At 40.9% G+C, this 18,926-nt stretch carries 11 protein-coding genes; 2 read left to right on the forward strand and 9 right to left on the reverse strand.

The annotated features are described in order from the left end of the window. Positions 1–95 precede the first annotated feature (95 nt). The 3 genes from Q4557_RS08950 to yegQ form a co-directional block, all read right to left on the reverse strand. Complete coding sequence (locus tag Q4557_RS08950; RefSeq protein WP_102436176.1) at positions 96–1,079, reverse strand: GTP-binding protein; 984 nt, start codon at positions 1,077–1,079, stop codon at positions 96–98. 77 nt (positions 1,080–1,156) lie between these two features. Beyond that, positions 1,157–2,830 carry an amidohydrolase family protein gene (locus Q4557_RS08955; protein WP_102520094.1) on the reverse strand — a complete coding sequence of 558 codons (1,674 nt, stop codon included), beginning with the start codon at positions 2,828–2,830 and terminating at the stop codon, positions 1,157–1,159. A 691-nt stretch (positions 2,831–3,521) separates the two neighbouring features. Beyond that, positions 3,522–4,922 (reverse strand): tRNA 5-hydroxyuridine modification protein YegQ, encoded by a 1,401-nt coding sequence (gene yegQ / locus Q4557_RS08960; RefSeq protein WP_102438026.1) that lies wholly within the window; start codon positions 4,920–4,922, stop codon positions 3,522–3,524. A gap of 226 nt (positions 4,923–5,148) precedes the next feature. Here yegQ and Q4557_RS08965 point away from each other — a divergent pair, with 226 nt between their 5' ends. Together Q4557_RS08965 and Q4557_RS08970 are read left to right on the forward strand one after the other, a co-directional pair. Further along, entirely contained in the window at positions 5,149–5,991 is an 843-nt protein-coding gene (locus tag Q4557_RS08965; protein WP_303412180.1) for an HDOD domain-containing protein, read from the forward strand. A gap of 82 nt (positions 5,992–6,073) precedes the next feature. Continuing rightward, positions 6,074–7,567, forward strand: a complete 1,494-nt coding sequence (locus tag Q4557_RS08970) for a bifunctional diguanylate cyclase/phosphodiesterase (protein ID WP_303412182.1) — start codon at positions 6,074–6,076, stop codon at positions 7,565–7,567. Positions 7,568–7,582: 15 nt separating this feature from the next. Here the strand turns inward: Q4557_RS08970 and Q4557_RS08975 are convergent, their stop codons facing one another. From Q4557_RS08975 to Q4557_RS09000, 6 genes are all read right to left on the reverse strand, one after another. Further along, positions 7,583–8,017 carry a thioesterase family protein gene (locus Q4557_RS08975; protein ID WP_102438032.1) on the reverse strand — a complete coding sequence of 145 codons (435 nt, stop codon included), beginning with the start codon at positions 8,015–8,017 and terminating at the stop codon, positions 7,583–7,585. Between the two features lie 179 nt (positions 8,018–8,196). Continuing rightward, positions 8,197–11,979, reverse strand: coding sequence for an EAL domain-containing protein (locus tag Q4557_RS08980; RefSeq protein ID WP_303412184.1), 3,783 nt, complete (start codon positions 11,977–11,979; stop codon positions 8,197–8,199). A gap of 231 nt (positions 11,980–12,210) precedes the next feature. Further along, positions 12,211–12,684: an NYN domain-containing protein gene (locus Q4557_RS08985; protein WP_102438036.1), complete on the reverse strand. Its 474-nt coding sequence runs from the start codon at positions 12,682–12,684 to the stop codon at positions 12,211–12,213. Between the two features lie 27 nt (positions 12,685–12,711). Then, positions 12,712–15,813, reverse strand: a complete 3,102-nt coding sequence (locus Q4557_RS08990; RefSeq protein ID WP_303412186.1) for a multidrug efflux RND transporter permease subunit — start codon at positions 15,811–15,813, stop codon at positions 12,712–12,714. Next, the gene (locus Q4557_RS08995) at positions 15,813–16,937 is read right to left on the reverse strand and encodes an efflux RND transporter periplasmic adaptor subunit (RefSeq protein WP_102438040.1); all 1,125 of its coding nucleotides are present in this window, start codon (positions 16,935–16,937) and stop codon (positions 15,813–15,815) included. The genes Q4557_RS08990 and Q4557_RS08995 overlap by 1 nt, the downstream gene beginning before the upstream one ends. Positions 16,938–17,316: 379 nt before the next feature. Then, positions 17,317–18,471: a hypothetical protein gene (locus Q4557_RS09000; protein WP_102520088.1), complete on the reverse strand. Its 1,155-nt coding sequence runs from the start codon at positions 18,469–18,471 to the stop codon at positions 17,317–17,319. Positions 18,472–18,926 lie beyond the last annotated feature (455 nt).

Below are 18,926 nucleotides of genomic sequence, written 5' to 3' on the forward strand. Positions count from 1 at the left end.
TATCCTTGATTATCATGCTATTAATTATCAGCCAAGCATTTACAGCTTGTCATTAACAGCTTTAGTGGGCCGTTTACTGCATAGTCGTTTTATATTTAAACCACTAAGCTAGCTAACTTTTCACGCATTATTTTTTCGTCCATGCCACCTTTGGGGGCAATAAAGACTAAACGGGTTGCTCTTGCTTCATCGTGTTCCCACGGCTCGCCAACAGTGACATTGGCGCGTTGGCCAGTACATTGAAATATACAGCGATGATCAGGTCGATCAGATAAATTTAAAATACCTTTCATGCGGTAGGCATCGACTGAAAACTGCTGTAATAGCGGATAGAGGCTTTGTAAAGACAGCGGCTTGTCGGTTTCGAAGCTAAAAGTATCAAAGCTGTGGTTTACATGGTCATGATGGTTGCATTGGCTGTGGTCATGGTCTGCACCTTGGTGCTGACAAGTATGCTCATGGCTAAGTTTTACTAACCGCTCAGGTACATCAAATAAAATCGGTAGTGCGACGTTTCCAAACTCCATTTCAACCAGTTTGGCAAAAGGGGCTTGGGTTTGGCACCATGCTTTAACTTTTTCCAGCTGCTCAGTTGCCACTAAATCAACTTTATTAACTAACACGATATCGGCGACTTGTATTTGTTGCTCTGACAAGCTGGCCATTGAACCTTCTAAACTTAAAATATTCTCAGCATCGATAGTGGTGATAATCGCGTTCAATGGTGCGTGTGCTTGTAGTTCAGGATCTTCAAATTGCAATGCCACTTCTTTAGGTTCGGCAATACCTGAGGTTTCAACAATAATATGATCAGGGCGCTCTTCAAGTGCCAGTATGCGCATCACTGAGACCACTAAACCTTCGGCAAGATTGCAACACACACAGCCATTTTCGAGGCTAATCATATTGTCGCTTTGGGATTTTACTAGCTCTGCATCGACATTAATTGAACCAAAGTCATTTACGATAACGGCCATACGCATGCCATCGGCATTGGTTAGGATATGGTTTAACAGGGTGGTTTTCCCGGCACCTAAAAAACCCGCTAAAATGGTCACAGGAATAGGTTTTTTATTCATTGACGTTTCTCTATATGATTTACTTTTTAACGAAAAAGCTCGGTATTACCCGAGCTTTATGATTTTAGGCATAATGGTTATGCAACCACTGGATTACGAACTGCTAAGCCAGGATTTACATCTAAATGCAATTCACCATTTTCGATAATAGGTGTACCATTTACGATCACATGATGCATCCCTTCTGAGAGTGCATTAGGCGCATCAAAGGTCGCTAGGACTTTGATTTCGTCAAGTTTAAATAAGACTAAATCAGCATCTTTACCCACTTGAATACGGCCTTTGTTTTTCATTTGAGGAACACTGTTTTCTAATATTCGACACGCATTTAAGCTCGTACGCTCCATCGCTTCGAGTAGTGTAACTGCTTTGTATTCATTGAGGTATTTACTGATAAAGCGAGTAAAACAAGCAAGCGATCTTGGATGAGCAATAGCATCACTTGGTAATGGCCATACATTACCTTCGATTAATTGCCCCTTAGGGTTCATCCATGGCATTGCATCGGATGCAATGGCTGCGCCTGGAAATAATACTGAGCGGTCCATTTTATGGCGATCGGATTTACTTTCATCAGGTTTTAAAAAGTGCATTACTACCACTGTACCTGGCGCATTTGCTTGAAGCTCAGTGACTTTTTCTTGTGTTAAGGCTTTACCATTTGCTTCCATGTAGCTTGCACTTGGCACTCCCCAGCGCTCTAGCCAGTCATCACCGCGGAAAACTTCTGCGCCGATCACTGATGAACCAGCACCGTAAGGATAAGCTTCTGTTGTCACCGATAAGCCTGCATCAACCGCATCTTGAACTAAATCAGCACAATCTTCGATATCTTGCACTGAGGTACTGTTAAGGTGACAAATATGCATGTGTGCACCGGTGGTTGCCGATAAACTGATCAGTTCTTGGTAGGCTTCAAAGCTTGATTTAGGCTCTGCGCTATTTAAGTAACGCACGTGGGTATAAGTAGGCATTTCATAGCGTTTAGCTAGCTTTGCTAATTCGTAGTACTCTTTATGGCCATAACCTGGTGCATAGCCAGCGTTAATACCAATGCCCAAACCTCCCTCTTTAAGGCCTTGCTCAACATAGTTTAAAATGGATTTAAGCTCATCTTTTGTCGCAAGGGTGTTTTGCCAGTTATTTTTAGAAAATGCTTGTTGAAACCAAACAATCGTACCGTCTGCTGGTGGCATTGTGGGCTCTTTTGCCGTGATACGAGCATAAGTCCATGCAACAGAGGCGCCGTAGTTAATAGGGCGGCCCTCTTTGGCTGTGTCATCATAGAATTTAGCAATAGGTAGCAACCCCGACTCCATTTCAAGAGCGGTGGTTACACCATCAAATGCTTGTGCTCGTGCAGCCGGAAGCTGTTGACCATGCGCGTGCATATCAATAAAGCCCGGCGCAACCACTAAGCCTGTGGCATCAATGACTTTTTTGCCTTGTAATTTATCTGTTGAAATGGCGGCAATACGATTGCCTTTAAGGCCGACGTTACGAATGGCATCTAATTTAGTTTCAGGGTCAATGACCCGGCCATTTTCAATAACAATATCAAATGGGCCCTTTTCATTGGCCATTAGCTTAATTTGCTGCTCAGTGAGTTTGTCTGATGCGGCTTGCAAAACTGAGGCAAATGGAAGCGCTGCAGTACTAACAGCCCCCGCCGCAAGCTTAGTTAGCGTAGTACGTTTTGACTGGTCGACATTGTTAGTGGTTAAATCATTTAGCTTGGTATCGTCTTTCATTTTTTATCCTCATTTATTCATGCAATAAAAATAGTAAAAACTGGCAACATGTGAAACGGCAAGCACCATAAAAGCTACTTTAAACAGCTTTGCTCTAAATTTAGATAATGTAAAGCACACTTTGATACTTTTGTTGCGCAAGCGTGTCTTTGGGGGCGAATAATAAATATCTCAGGGCTTAGGGTTACGGCTTTGTTAGCTTCGGTTGCTCGTATCGCTTTGAGTTTGTTACTGATATTGCGTTAATGATAAAATTTTGCCGCTGTAAAACTTATTACTGATATTAATTAATAGCATAGATTAGAGGAACTCACATTTGAAGGATCTAACCCTTCAAGTTTTGACCAACCTTGGCCAATAATAAATAAATGATAGGTGATAACTGACTAAATGATAGGTCATGAGTTTTTATATGCAGTAGGCTGGATCTTGAGTGGGCGATAGAGTTGGGTAGGTGATAGAGTTGAGTAGGTGATAGAAGTTGAGTAGGTGTTAGAAGTTGAGTAGGTGATAGAAGTTGAGTGAAAGGTAGAGATTGAGTCAAAGGTAGAGATTGAGTCAAAGTGGTGGCTTGTATTGCATTGGCGGGTAAACACTTTCTCAACAGTCACAGTTATGGCCTAAAAGGCAATAACTGCAACAGCTGAAAACGGATAACCATCCCCTGGTTAGACTGACTTATGTAGCAGGTCTAGGTAACGGGTTCAATCGCTTGATGTGGATTGCGGCTATCTTGCCCTTGAGGCAGATTGCGCATTAAAATTGCTTTATCCAGCTCGACTTCTGCCGGCACAGCTAAGAATACAAAGTGCCCTGAACCTAACCCGGCTTCTACTGATTCACCTTTGCGATTAACTAATTCTGAAATGGTTAAGGTGATATTGCCTTGCGGGGTCATCAATTCAACACTGTCACCGACAGAGAACTTGTTCTTAACGTCAATTTCAGCTGCGCCGGCATCATTGCGTTTACCGGTAAATTCACCAACAAATTGTTGGGTATCACTGATTGAGTAGCCGTAATCATAGTTCTGGTATTCGTCATGAACGTGACGACGTAAGAAGCCTTCGGTATAACCACGATGCGCCAAGCCTTCAAGGTTATGCATTAGCGTGCGGTCAAAATCTTTACCTGCCACAGCATCCTCAATGGCTTGACGATATAACTGTGCGGTTCTCGCTACGTAATAAAAAGATTTAGTACGGCCTTCAATTTTTAATGAGTCGACACCCATTTTGGTTAAACGCTCAACGTGTTGAATGGCACGTAAATCTTTTGAGTTCATAATATAAGTGCCATGCTCATCTTCATAAGCAGGCATATATTCGCCTGGGCGTCCTGGTTCTTGCAATAACACCACTTCACTTGATGGCTGACCTGCGCCCAATGTTGGCGGCGTCTCTAATTGCACACCATGTTGGTCAACAAGCCCTTGTGGGTTTACCGCAATAATGTCACCGGTTTCAGTTTGCTTGGCTTCATGGACATCGTACTTCCAACGACAAGCATTGGTGCAAGTGCCTTGGTTAGGGTCGCGCTTATTGATGTAACCAGAGAGTAAGCAACGGCCTGAGTAAGCCATACATAATGCGCCATGGACAAATACTTCTAATTCAATATCAGGGCATTGCTGACGAATTTCTTCAATTTCATCTAACGACAATTCTCGAGATAAAATAACGCGTTTAATACCTTGTTGCTGCCAAAACTTCACCGAAGCCCAGTTAATGGCATTGGCTTGTACTGATAAATGCACTACTTGATCGGGAAAGGCTTCTCTCACCATCATGATAAGGCCTGGATCTGACATGATTATGGCGTCAGGTTTCATCGCCACGACAGGTTCCATATCACGAATGTAGGTTTTTAGCTTGGCATTGTGGGGCGCAATGTTGCTGACCACATATAATTTTTTATTGAGCGCATGGGCTTCTTGGATCCCCATGGCGAGGTTTTCCATTTTGAAGTCATTATTACGAACTCGAAGGCTATAACGAGGCTGACCGGCATATACAGCATCTGCACCGTAGGCAAATGCGTAGCGCATATTTTTAAGGGTTCCAGCTGGAGACAATAGCTCTGGTCTAAACATAATAACTCTCAATTTGATGAAAACTCGCACACAGCGCGGGGGCGGCATTTTACTGAAGTATGGCTGCTGAATGCAAATTTTTCCTCTGTGATTGCGGTTACAGTCAAATTTGATCATCTTTAATGGAATAAAATCCCCATAGTCGTTCTTTTTCTTTATTCAAATAAGCCACATAACTGGTACAATTGCTTACAAAGCGATAATAATAATACAACGGGCTGAATTGATGACGACTGAACACCAACTCCTAGTGGGTTTACTGAAAAAGCTTAAAGATGACGCATTGGTACTGCCAACGCTTCCTGAAGTTGCCATGAGAGTGCAAGAGGTGGTATCAAACCCTAATAGCAGCTTGAAGCAAGTGGGTGATATTATTGGCCAAGATGCGGCGATTTCGGCGCGCATTATTAAGGTGGCAAATAGTGCATTGTATAGCCGTGGTAAAAAAGCTGAAAATATCAGTGCTGCCGTTAATCGAATTGGCTTAGTGCAGATTAAAACCATTGTCACTTCAGTGGCGTTAGAGCAACTTTTTATCTCAACCAATGAAATGGTATGGGAGGTGATGGATGAAGTATGGCAAACCTCCATTGAAGTGACAGCAGCGGCAGGGGCATTACTTGCAATTTATAATAAGCGCAACCCCAGTAAAAGGTTAGATGCTGAAACATTGACCTTGGCTGGCTTAGTGCACAATATTGGCTCGCTACCTGTGTTATCAGAAGCTGAAACAAGGCCTGATACCTTTACCAGTATTGAACAATTACGCGGTCTCGTACGTAAAATGCAAGGGCCAATAGGTAGAGCTATTTTAAAAACGTGGGACTTTGCCCCTGAAGTGATGGAAGTGGTTGAGCGCTGGGCTGATTTGCATTACATCTCTGAGCAGGTCACTTATTTAGACTTTATTCGCTCAGCGGCCTATTACTCTGGTGAGTTAAGAGCAGGTCCCGAGCTTGAGCAGCGGTTAGCATTATTTGCCACAAGAGGCTTACCAGTTACCCCTGAAGATTTAGAGAGTGATGAGTTTTTAGATGTTTATCATTCGATAAAACAGAGTTATCAATAAGCATAAATTCAAGCCCGATGGCTATTGAGTTAACGCTAATAAGGCTAACGCTAATAAAGCAAGATAATAGAGGCACTCGGTTGTGTTAACTGTTGAAATAATGATCATTGTGTTTATTGGCTTAGTTTTGCTGCTCGGTATTGTACTGGGTGGCTATTTTCAGCAAGGGCGCTTTATTAATGAGTTAACCCAAACCCTTGATGTCAATAGTAGCAATAAACTACCGTTAAGTTTCAAACATACCCCTCGGGCTTTTAAACCCCTTATTCGCAATCTAAATCAACTACACAAAAATAATCCTGTTAATCTTGATCGTGACAAACTAACAGGACTGTCCAATCGAGTGGGCTTTAAACGCAAAATGTTTGCCAAAATGCCAGCGACCGAAGGTATGTTGATTTTGGTCGATATTCAACAGTTTAGATTTGTGAATGACTTATTTGGCTTTGTTTTTGGCGATCAATTATTGCAAGCATTTGCAGTGAGGATTAAAGGCTTAACTACCCCCCCTGCGTTTGTATCGCGAATGAATGGTAATGAGTTTTTGCTTTTTTATCCAAATTCATTATTGAGCCAGGATTTACAGGATATGAAGCAGCATTTACAACGACCATTTGAAATTGCTCAAACGCCAATCTGTATTAAAGTTCAACTAGGTGTATTGGAGTTAAATAAACACCATGCTGATGTCAGTTTAATGCTAAGAAGGCTGGATTTAGCCCTTAAAAAAGCTAAGCGCAGCAGTGGCTCTGTTGCTTTTTATAATCAAGATGATGATAAAGCCCAATATCGTGAATTATTAATTATCAATAGCTTACCAAAAGGTTTAAAGCAGAATCAATTGTACATGGTATATCAACCAAAGCTGGACATGAACTCAGGTGCTTGTCATCAAGTTGAAGCACTCATTCGTTGGAAACATGCTGGTCTTGGTGACATTTCTCCTTCGGAGTTTATTCCATTAGCTGAGCATACTGGCATTATCGATTTAGTTAGCCATTGGGCGCTGGATGAAGTGTTAAAACAACAGGTTAAGTGGATTAACAAAGGTTTAAATATCAAAGTGGCAGTGAATTTGTCCACCAAAGATTTAGAGAATAAACAGCTTCCGATCATCATAAGCAGTAAGTTGCTGCAATATAAAGTGCCTGCGCAAAACTTGACCATAGAAATTACTGAAAGCGCCTTGATGATTGATTTGAACAGCACCATAGAAACGCTAAATACCCTCAGAGACATCGGCGTCTCCATCGCCATTGATGATTTTGGCACCGGCCACTCTTCTCTTGCTTACCTGCGCCATCTTCCAGTGGATGAGGTAAAGATTGATAAAGCATTTTTGGACGATTTTAATTGTGATTTACAAGCTAACAAAATTGTCAAAACCAGCATAGATTTAGCTAGTAGCTTAGGGTTTAATGTCACGGTTGAAGGGGTCGAAACAAAGGCGGTATTTGATACCTTGATTGGATTTGGCGCCAATACCATCCAAGGGGATTATTTTAGTAAACCCCTTCGGCCTAGTGAGTTAGAGCATTGTTTAGCTCAGTTAACTTATCCGGTTAGCGCGACGTAATTTATTGCTAAATAGCTAATCTTGACCAAATTGTGATCGTAACTGTGCGATCAGCTCAACTGGCATCGGCGCCATTTGTCGTTGTTGATTCATACAAACCATTTCTATGGTCGCTGTCACAGCAGGCTTGTTAGCATTAGGTCGCCAAATTTCCTGTTGCCACACAGTACGATATTTACTTTCAAAATAATATCGAGTGCGAACATCAACAATATCTGCAAACTCAACCCCATCATGACAAAGCATATCGGTGCGATACACTGCAAATCCCAATTGTTGTAGCTGCCATAAGCTATTTAGTACATCGGCCCCAATAACATGCTCTCTGGCTCTTTCGAAATACTTTAAAAAGTTAGGATGATACACAACCCCAGAAAAGTCGGTGTCTTCATAATAGATTTGCACCGGAAAGTGAAATATTGGGCTATATGCTATTGTTTTTGTGCTCATTCGCTACTCAGTTGGGCTGATTTGGTTATTAAGGTAAAACGGATGCTTATTGTCACCTATTTAAACCACTTTAAACAGACTCTTGCTGTTGATATACCTCAGTTACATACTGCTCAGACCTGCAACGATATTGCATTGTGAGTAGCTTTAAGCATCACAGTCAAACTGATGCTTAATTTTTAGCTGACCTTTTGCTGCATAGACAATGGCAGTAATTGTGTTTCCCCAGTAAGCATTTGGTAAGCGCTTTGCGCGTTGACCGCTGGGCTGAAGATATAACCTTGGCCTACATGACATTGATACTGAATTAACTTTAATAATTGCAGCTCGGTTTCAATACCTTCGGCAACAATTTGCATATTCAAGTCCTTACCGAGATTAATAATGTTTTTAAGTACATTACCAGCCGCTTTGTTATCGATAAAGTTATCGATAAAGCCTTTATCAATCTTTAAGGTATCTAGCGGGAAATGGGTCAGGTAATTCAATGAAGAATAGCCTTTGCCAAAGTCATCTAAACTAATCCTGATATGCAGTTGATGCAGCTGGTTAAGTACTTTTTCAGCGACTTCCACGTTTTCAATTAATAATGATTCGGTAATCTCGAGCTCCAGTTTCTCGGCAGGAAAACCTGTTTCAACTAAAATCGCTTCAATTTGCTGGCAAATATCCGGCTGTGATAGTTGCACTGGCGAAATATTGACTGAAATATTGCCACTTAATAGCCCTTGCTGATGCCATTGATTGCCGGTTATGCAGGCTTGTCTTAATACCCAGTAGCCGATCTCAATAATTTGACCGTTACTTTCAGCTTCTGGAATAAAGCGATTAGGCGGGATCATGCCTTCTTTAGGGTGAAACCAACGCAGTAATGCTTCAAAGGAGCTGATCTCACCGCTGACTAAACAGACTTTCGGTTGATAAAATAACTCAAATTCACCATTCTCTAATGCCAGTTGCAGTTGCTGTTTGATAGTGATTTTTTCTTGCAGGGCGATGGAGAGCGCCTCATTAAAAAAGTATGCACTATTACGGCCTGCATGCTTGGCGGCATACATTGCCGTGTCGGCGTGCTTTAGCAAGGTCTTAGCATCTTGGCCATCTTCAGGGTAACAGGCGACCCCAATACTCGCTGAAGTACTGATCCAATGCTGTTGTACCTGGTAACCGCAATTAATGGTTGCTCTTATCCGTTCAACAATAGTCACTAATTGAGCCAACTCACCAGGATTTCGAATGATAATGGCAAATTCATCGCCACCTAATCGAGCTAATAAGTCATCCCTTTTTATATTGGCTTTTAAACGCTGACTGACCTGAATAATAAGCTCATCACCAATGTCATGGCCCATGGTGTCATTCACTTCTTTGAAATAATCAAGGTCGATAAAAACAATGGCTGCGTGAGTATTTTTAATGCTAATGGACGCTTCAAGTTTGCTATTAAATTGGAAGCGATTCGATAACCCCGTTAACGCATCAAAGTTCGCTCTTTTTCTAAGTTCAGTAATTTTTTGATGGCGAGTTAATAGGTATAAAAACAGTAATAAGGCACATATTATCAGCAAGCTAATAATGGCGTAATGCCACCAAGCTTGGTTTATTTTAAAAGCAAATATGGCTTGATGAGGGCTCCATAGGCCGTCGCTATTACTCCCTTGTACGATGAAGTTATATTCACCGGCACTGAGGTTAGTATATGTGGCAGTGTTGGTGTTACCGACATAGGTCCACTCTTTATCAAACCCTTGCAGCATATAGCGATACTGGTTTTTAGTGGGGGCACTGAAGTCTAATGAGGCAAAGGTAAACTGGACCATATTTTTTTGATAATCTAGGCTTAACTTAGCGAGCTGATTATTACTATTAGGGCCAATATATTCTTGGTTAGCAACAAGTGCCGAAGTAATATGCACTTGAGGCTGAAAGTCATTTCTTGTTAGCTGCTGGGTGTCAATTTTAAAGGCACCATGATTAGTGCCAATAAGTAACTCGTGGTTTCTTATTGCTATTGCACCATCTGAAAATGAACTGTCTTTTTGAGTGATGGCACTGGGGTATTGGGTGATTTTATTGGTTTTTGTATCCATGTGCGCAAATTTAGCTTGCGAGGTGATCCATAAATTTCCTTTACCATCACCCACCACGCCCTTGAGGGTATTGCTGGTAAACCCATGCTCTTTGGTGAAGTACTGGATGTTTAATTCATCACTCCATTTCTCGCCAATCTCAATTTTAGCCAGCCCTAACCCTTGAGTAGCAACCCAAATAATATTATCTTCATCTTGGTAAATTTTGACGGTGCGAATATTTTCAACCTCACTGCCTAGAGGCAAGTGTTTCACTTCATCAGTTTCAGGGTTAATTCGGAAAATAGCATTGGTTGTGGCCATCCATAATTCGCCGTTATGAATGATTTTCTTATCAAAGGCAAAGTTACCTCCAGAGCGATATGCATTATCGTAGTGCTCGAAATAGCGCTTTAAAATGCCTTTATCAGGATTGAACAGTATTAAACCCACGTCTAAATAACCGCTTATCCAAACATTGCCTTTGTTGTCAGGTATGGCGAGGTAAAACTCATTACTGGGGAATCCATGGGGGTTGTCAGGGCTATTACTAAAATGCCTTAAAGTATCATTATCAATATTATACTGTGATAAGCCATTGGCACCCGCTATCCATAAATTGTTTTGTTCATCAACAATGGTGCTATAGGGTTCATTGATCACAGCATCTGTTATTGGCGCTATGGTAATTGTTTCTGTGCCAGCGTTAATCTTATCGATACCTTTATCAGTGGCTATCCATATATTATTTTGTTTATCGGTATCAAACCAATAAACGAAATTACCTGATAACTCGGGTTTAAAAGGGTGAGGGCGATATAATCGAGAGCCTTGTTTAAAGCTTGAGTAGCGCGATACACCATTGCCAGTGCCGAACCAAATACCGTTTGAATAATCGATTAAGATGCTTGCAACGTAATCATCAGCAAGTGAATTATCATTATAATCTTGATGTTTGATATGGCTGAAGGTCATGGTATCGAGTTGTAATCTTGTGGCACCATGATCGTGCGCAATCAACAGGGTATTGTTATCTTCAGCGGTAATGTAAAAAATTTGATTTGAAGCGAGTTGCTGGGAGGAGGGATTATCCCCTTGATGTTGAAATACCTCAGTAGCCAGTGTTTCAGGGTTAAACTTGATTAAGCCACTTTGATAAGTGCCAATCCACACAAGGCCATCTTCAGCCTGATACACGGTCGATAAGCTTCCGTCAAAGATCTCTTGGGTGCGCTTATCGTTAAAATTGACTAATTCCAGTTTCTGCTTCAGCCGATTTACCTTGGCCAAGCCAAAGTCTGAGGTTACCCAAATGTTATGGTTACTATCGTAAAAAAAGCCTGCGATAGAGGTATCATATGCTTTATCCGTTTCAACTTCATAGAGGAAGTAGGGGGTAAAGGTTTGAGTGTCTATATTATAGTGACTGACACCAGAGCCGGTGCCAAACCATAGATCGTTATTATCATCTTCAAATATATCTATTATCCAACTGGAACCTAAGCCATTACTTGATGATTTCATATCATGAATAATAATCTGATTATCTGTGGTTAACTGATTTAGACCATCTTCGGTTGCTATCCATATATCACCATTTGTATCCTCGTGGATTTTAGTGACGTAATTGTTTGATATATGGTGTTTATCATTTAATGAAAATTGGAAATTGGTGAAGTTAACCCCATCATAGCGACTGGCACCCGCATCGGTACCAAACCAGATAAAGCCATTTTTTTGTTGATAAAGGGTAGTAATACTCGAAGAAGGTAGACCGTCACTGATGGTCAGGGTTTCTAATCGAAATTGTTCGCCATAGCTTTGAGGCGTAAAAAAAACAGTGACGCAGGCGCAAGTGATTAACAATACAAACTGCTTTAACGCTCCAAACATCGACTAGCCTCAATTATTATTATTTTTTATTAATGAAGTTCGCTAGTAATTCTACATAAATTTAGAAGTGATGTAATGCGGATAAACAGCACAATATGGGAAGTGAGCACTGTGACCATATAGGAAAGCCTAGTTAGTTGTTTATATTGGTATTTTAAAACATACTAGCCAGCTTATATATGTGTATATATTTGTTTACACGAAGCCGAAGAGTGATGAAAAATGTGACAGTTAAAGTAGCAAGTCATGGTTAATCGCGATATGGCTGCCAGTGACATCAAGCAGTGACTTTGCTGTTAAAGGCGCAACGCTGATCACTTGGGTATTACAGCCATATTTTTGTGCTACTTTGGCAAGCAATAAATCAAAGTCACCATCGCCAGACAATAAAATTACCTTATCGACATGCTCGGCAATATCAAGAATATCTATGGTAATTCCTACATCCCAGTCGCCTTTGGCGCTGCCATCACTGCGCTGAATATAAGGTTTGAGTTTGACTTCAAAACCTATGTGTTTTAATGCATCTTGAAACTTTCTCTGACCGTCGTCTGCAGGGGCAATGGCATAAGCAATAGCATGTTCAATGTGATATTGCTGACTCAGTAATTTATATAAAGCGCGGTAATTGAATGAGCGCCCAAAAGCTTGTTTACAGGTGTAATAAATGTTTTGTACATCAACAAAAATAGCCACTTTTTCCATTTTTACACCTGTATTAAAGTCATTAAGTTAAGGTCGTTGTTTTTGCGCCTCAATAGCATCATTGAGTTGTTGTTCAACATACCCGGGTGAATGCGTTGCCCCTGAAATGAGTCGATACATGGCAGGAATAACTAATAAGGTCACTAGAGTAGCAAATGCCATCCCAAAGAACACTACTGTACCCACTGCAATTCGACTTTCCGAGCCTGCACCTGTTGACATAATGAGTGGAATTGCGCCGATTAGAGTGGTAAAAGCAGTCATTAAAATCGGTCTTAAACGACGAGCTGAGGCGTCGATAATGGCTTGCTCTATTTCAAGGCCTTTATCTCGCAGCTGGTTGGCAAACTCAACAATCAAAATACCATTCTTAGTCACCATACCAATGAGCATTATCATGCCTATCTGGCTATAAATATTTAACCCCTGACCGGTTAAATAAAGCCCTAAGAAGCCGCCAAAGATCCCCATTGGTACGGTAAACATCACCACTAATGGGTTGATGAAACTCTCGAACTGCGCCGCCAGAACTAAATAGGCAACCAATAGCGCTAAACCAAATACGATAAATACGCTGCTCTGGTTTTCTTTAAAATCCTTCGACTCACCGGTATAGGACACATTTATATCACTGGGGAGCATCTCAATGGCTTTTTGGTCCAGAAAATCTAATGCTTCACCGAGTGTATAACCCGCGCCTAAATTCGCCTTTAAGGTTATCGATTTTTGTTTATTTAAATGGCTTAGTTTTTGCGCTGAAGCCACTTCATCAATCTTGGTAATGGTATCAAGGGGGATAAGTTCACCGGTTTTAGTGCGCATATATATCTGACTTAAATCTGCCACGCTATTAAAACTATTTTCATCGCCGCGTAAGTAAACATCATATTCTTCACCGCGCTCGATGAAGGTGGTTTCACTTTTGCCGCCGAGCATAATTTCTAAGGTGTCGGCTACTTCTGAGACACTGACGCCCAGCTCTGCAGCGCGTTGCCTATCAACACTCACCAGTAATTCGGGGGTGGTTTCTGCATAATCAAGATCAGCGCCTTCTAGAAGTGGGCTATGATCCGCTTCAAGTTGCAGTGCCTGTGCCCATTTAAATAGCTCCTGATAATTAGAACCACCTAACACAAATTGTACCGGCTCACTGGATTGGCCTCTAAAGCCAGGCAACATTGGCCGAACCATAACGTCAGCAATGCCATCAAGTGCTTTAGCGATAATGCCTAAAGATTGCTGGGCATTAATATCACGGTCTTGCCACTCTTCTAATTGGATAATCACAAAGCCGGTCTGGTCGCCTGCGCGGCCACCAAAAGCAGGCGCTTGAATACTAAATGACTTAATAACACCATCGCCTAACATGGGCAGTAGTCGCTGCTCGACAATATCCATGTTGGCCGCCATGCGGTTATAGCTGGTGCCTTCAGCGCCTTTAACAAAAGCAAACACTACACCGCGATCTTCTTGTGGTGCTAGCTGTGCTGGTACTTGGTTGAGTAACCAGCCACTACCAATCACACAAGCAATAATGATAATAGGCGCGATATAGCGGTATTTCACCGCTTTTGAAACCAGCTTACGGTATTGCTGCTCTAGGCGCTCAAAAAGGTCATCAACCCACAGATTAAATCGATTAGGTTTGACGTTAGCCTTAAGTAATTTACTACCAAGTACTGGGGTTAAGGTTAGGGCAATGAGTGATGAAAACAGCACTGATACAGCCAACATGACTGAGAATTCAGTAAATAGCAGCCCCACCATACCCTCCATAAAGGAGATAGGTAAAAATACCATGACCAGTACCGCTGTGGTTGCCATTACAGCAAAACCAACCTCACGGGCACCTTTGTACGCGGCAAGTATCGGTGGCTCACCTTTTTCGAGGTGATGAAAAATATTTTCTACTACTACAATGGCGTCATCGACCACTAAACCAATGGCGAGGATCAGTGCCATTAAGGTTAACAAGTTGATTGAAAAGCCAAAGCTATTGGCCGCAATAAAAGCAGAAATTAATGATACCGGAACCGTCACCGCAGGGATCAATGTGGCTCTCACTTGGCCAATAAAAATGTATAGCACCAGTATCACTAAAATAGCAGTGATAATAATAGTGTTATACACCTCATCAATAGAACGAGATATAAACACGGTAGAGTCATAATCTACCGCGAGGGCTGTGCCATCAGGAAGAAACTGTTGAATGTTATCAACCTCTTGATGAACCAATTTAGCGACATCCAAAGGGTTAGCATCTGATTGGGCAATAATGCCTAAACTAAGGTTAGGAACACCATTACTTTTAAAGGTTGAGTTTTCATTCTCTGCACCGATAAATACATCAGCGACGTCTTTTAGATAAATAGGACTGCCATCTTCTGCAGTACGTACAACCAAATAATCAAAATCATCTGGATTATTATAAAGTCTGGCCGTTCTCACAGTCATAACAGTGGTGTCATTACGGACCTCACCACCTGGGGTTTCAACATTTTCAGTATTTAAAGCAGAGACGATATCATTGGCTGACACGTTACGCCCGGCCATAAGTTCAGGCTTTAACTGAACGTACATGACTTTATATAATCCACCAGTGATTGAAATAGAACTCACTCCGGAAATTAAGTTAAATCTGTCCTCTAGCACCCGTTGGGAGTAATCAGTTAACTGGGTCCTATCCATCGTCGATGAGCTTAAATTGACATAGATTGCCGGCTCGCCAGAGCCATTGTCTTTAGAGACCACAGGATCATTAGCTTCATCAGGTAAGCGTCTTTGCGCGCGCGCGACAGCATCACGAACATCGCTTACCCCTTCGGTTAAATTCCAGCCTAATAAGAAGGTTACAGTAATGCGCGACATGCCATTGCGGGTTACTGAGGTAATTTCATCAACACCACTGATACCGGTTAATTCATCTTCAATGGTGGTGGTGATCTGGCTTTCCATAATGGTTGCCGAGGCGCCATCATAGGTGGTCATTACAGTTACCACAGGGCTTTCTACATCTGGCATTTCTCTGATTGAAAGCTTAGACAGTGATACCAGTCCAAATACCCCTAAAAGCAGGCTCAGTACGATGGCGACAACAGGGCGTTTTACCGAAACGTCAGAAAGCCACATTAACTTTTCTCCAATTCAGTGGTTAGCATTGCGCTGTCATCTTCTTTAGCGATTTTCTCAGTGGTTGAGTTGGTTTGTAAAATATCGACACTGACACCATCACGCATATTGACAAGTCCCTGAACCACCACATTGTCGCCAATTTTAAGGCCATTTGAGATCAACACTTCATTATCAATACGGGCACCAAGAATGACTTCAGTACGTTTAGCAATGTTGTTCTTTCCAATCAAATAGACAAAGCGTTTAGTACCTGAGTATTCAATAGCCTGTACAGGAATGACTGGCTCAGCAATCGCAGGAAAGTTAAGTGTCGCCGCCATCATCATTCCCGGCTTGAGTTGACTATTGGAGTTATCAAACTGCACTCTAACTCGTAAATTTAAGGTGTCTTGATTAATGCGGGAATCAATGGCGGTAATCTCGCCGCTAAAGACTTGTTCAGGCCAGGCTTTACTTTGTGCCGCTACAGGCATACCAATGGATAACATAGATAAATAATGCTCAGGCACTTGCAGGTCGAGTCTCATACTAGAAAGGTCGTCAAATGCCAGTAACTCGGTGCCGACAGCAATCATTTTACCTACACTGAAATCAACTAAGCCAGCGGTGCCAGAAAAAGGCGCATTTAATGAATGGTAATCAAGTTCTGCTTGGGCAGCGGCTAAACGCGCCTGAGCTATATCTACACTGGCTTGTTGGGCATCGATTTCAGTTTGGGTAATGGCATTACTTTTAACTAATTTTTGGAACTCTTTGAGCTTTCTTTTTTCATCAGCAAGGTAAGCCGCGGCTTCTGCTGTTGCCGCTTTGGCTTTGGCGTCGTCTAATTGAACAATGATTTGCCCAGCTTGAATATCTTGATTGGACTGAATATTAATTTGACCGATTTGCCCAGCCACTTGCGAAGAGATATACACTGATTGTTCAGCGTCGAGCTTACCAATCAAAGACAGTGATTGAGATAATTCATGTTGCTCTACAAGCCCTGTAACAACCGGAATAGATTTTTTGGCAGGGCCTTTTTGAGACGGCGTAGCTTTATTGGCTTGTGAAAAATCACTATAGATGACTGCGGCAGCAACTAAGCTGCAAATGACAATAAGGGGAAGTAATTTTTTCATAATAGAACTCGATGACTCGTTGCTGAATTGCGGTCTATATTAATAAATAATTAGCCATATAAGCGTAAATGAATGTAAAGCAAAGAAGATAAGAGTGTAACTGAACATTCCGATAACAAGCTCATCAACAGTTCGTTGCAACTATAGGCGATTAGCTGATCATTTTGTAATGAATAGATAACATTAGCTTGGCTTATGTTGTTGGTGACTTTTGGTGTTCGACATTGTTACTGTGACAATTTGCTAGCTTTTGATATTAACAACCTGCGGCTTAGTTATTCTTCTCATTAAAATAGCTCATTAAGCTAAATGCACTTAAATAAAAAAGCCACTTAGGTAATACCTAAATGGCTTTTTTTACTCGCAGCTTATAGGGCTATTAGTCGAAGTTTTTTTCATGCTCACTATTAGCGGGTTCAATACCCATAAAGTATTCATAACCTTTATCGGTTAAGCTTTTTTTGGAGGTGGCGTTCGCTTGGTTATTGGTATTAACCTGTTTAGGCTTCATTTTTATAACTTGTTTTTTACTGTCTTTGTTTGGCAAGCTGACTAGGTCATTTTGTCGAGACATATTATTGAAGTTATAGTTAAAAACGCCGTTTCCTTGAATGAACTCAACACTCGATTTATCTTGAGACTGGTATGATGCCAAAATGCCATGTTGCCCTAATGGCACCTCATGAAATAATTCTCGGCCTGTACCGATTTTTACCCCATCAATAAACCAATCAGCAGCAACATTACTCACTAAGGTGATCATGGCTGATTTTAACCCTAGCTTTTCATTAATGAGCGAATCAATTTTACTGTTATAAGAAGGTTTGAAGGCCATCTTGATCTTGTAGTTTAAATTACCACTCATGTTCATGCTGGCATCAATAACATCGTATGAAAGCAACACGCTACGATCATTTAAGAATGGATCCGTTTTAATGGTATTAGTGACAATGTAATTTTCAGAATCTTTAAGACAGTCGTTTATTGATTGGAATTTAGAACATAACGTCGAACCGTCTAAATCAACAGTTTGGACAGTATCTGGTTTTGATACATCAGCGATTAGACGTTTGGTAATATCACTTTTTAAGGCGGCTAACTGCTCATCTTTATCGGTACGTTTAGTATTAATGGCATCGTACTCGGCCATAATAGTCTTGTACTCTCTACGAAGTGATTTGCCGTCAATATCATATTTGGTTTCTAACTGGTCAATTTTAAGCACCAGTTTTTCGATATCTTGGTAATAAGCATTAATGTTTGAGCGCGATAAAATTTTAGCCGGTAGTTTTGAGATAACGTGATCATACTCAGTTTTCTTACTCTTTATTTCAACACTGAGAGCATGATAATCAGATTCTTTTTTCTTATGAGTCGATAACTTGTCATTGGCAGAAATAAGTAAGCTGTCAATGTTGTATTTTTGCTCAATTTCTTCAAGTGCTTTAGTTTCACTGCTGGTAATAATTTCTAAACCAAATGAGCTGCTTGCATAAAAGCATAAAAACATAAATGTTATTCGACTATATCTCACTGATTTCTCCGTTTTTTCTTAATTTTTTTGGTGTATAGCAATTGCGCCATAACAAATGGTCAACAGTAAAACAATCCGTCAATAATTTTATATTACTGAAGTTGGTATGTCTTTACAAATAGATTGTTGTTTTTGAGTATTTTTTACAACATCGCCACAGCTCACGAAAATTAATTCATCTAGGCCATTTTTATACACTAAGGGATAAGTTGTAAATGATTTTTAAGCTGTTGTTAATTAGTAAAAATAGTCCATATGGATGATGAGTTTGGCAAGGGGCGGATAAACATGAACATAACGGCGCCGCTGCAATATGGTTTGGCGAGTTGTTAATATTTCAATTGTTTTTGGATATGAATTAATGGTGTCATTTTTATGACATTAATCAACAAAACTGCAGCTTTAACCTGTTTAGTGAATTTTTTAGTCATGAGATATAAAAATGCTCCTTTAGA

Origin of the sequence: Shewanella sp. 5_MG-2023 (assembly GCF_030547465.1) — a bacterium.
Classification (GTDB): domain Bacteria; phylum Pseudomonadota; class Gammaproteobacteria; order Enterobacterales; family Shewanellaceae; genus Shewanella.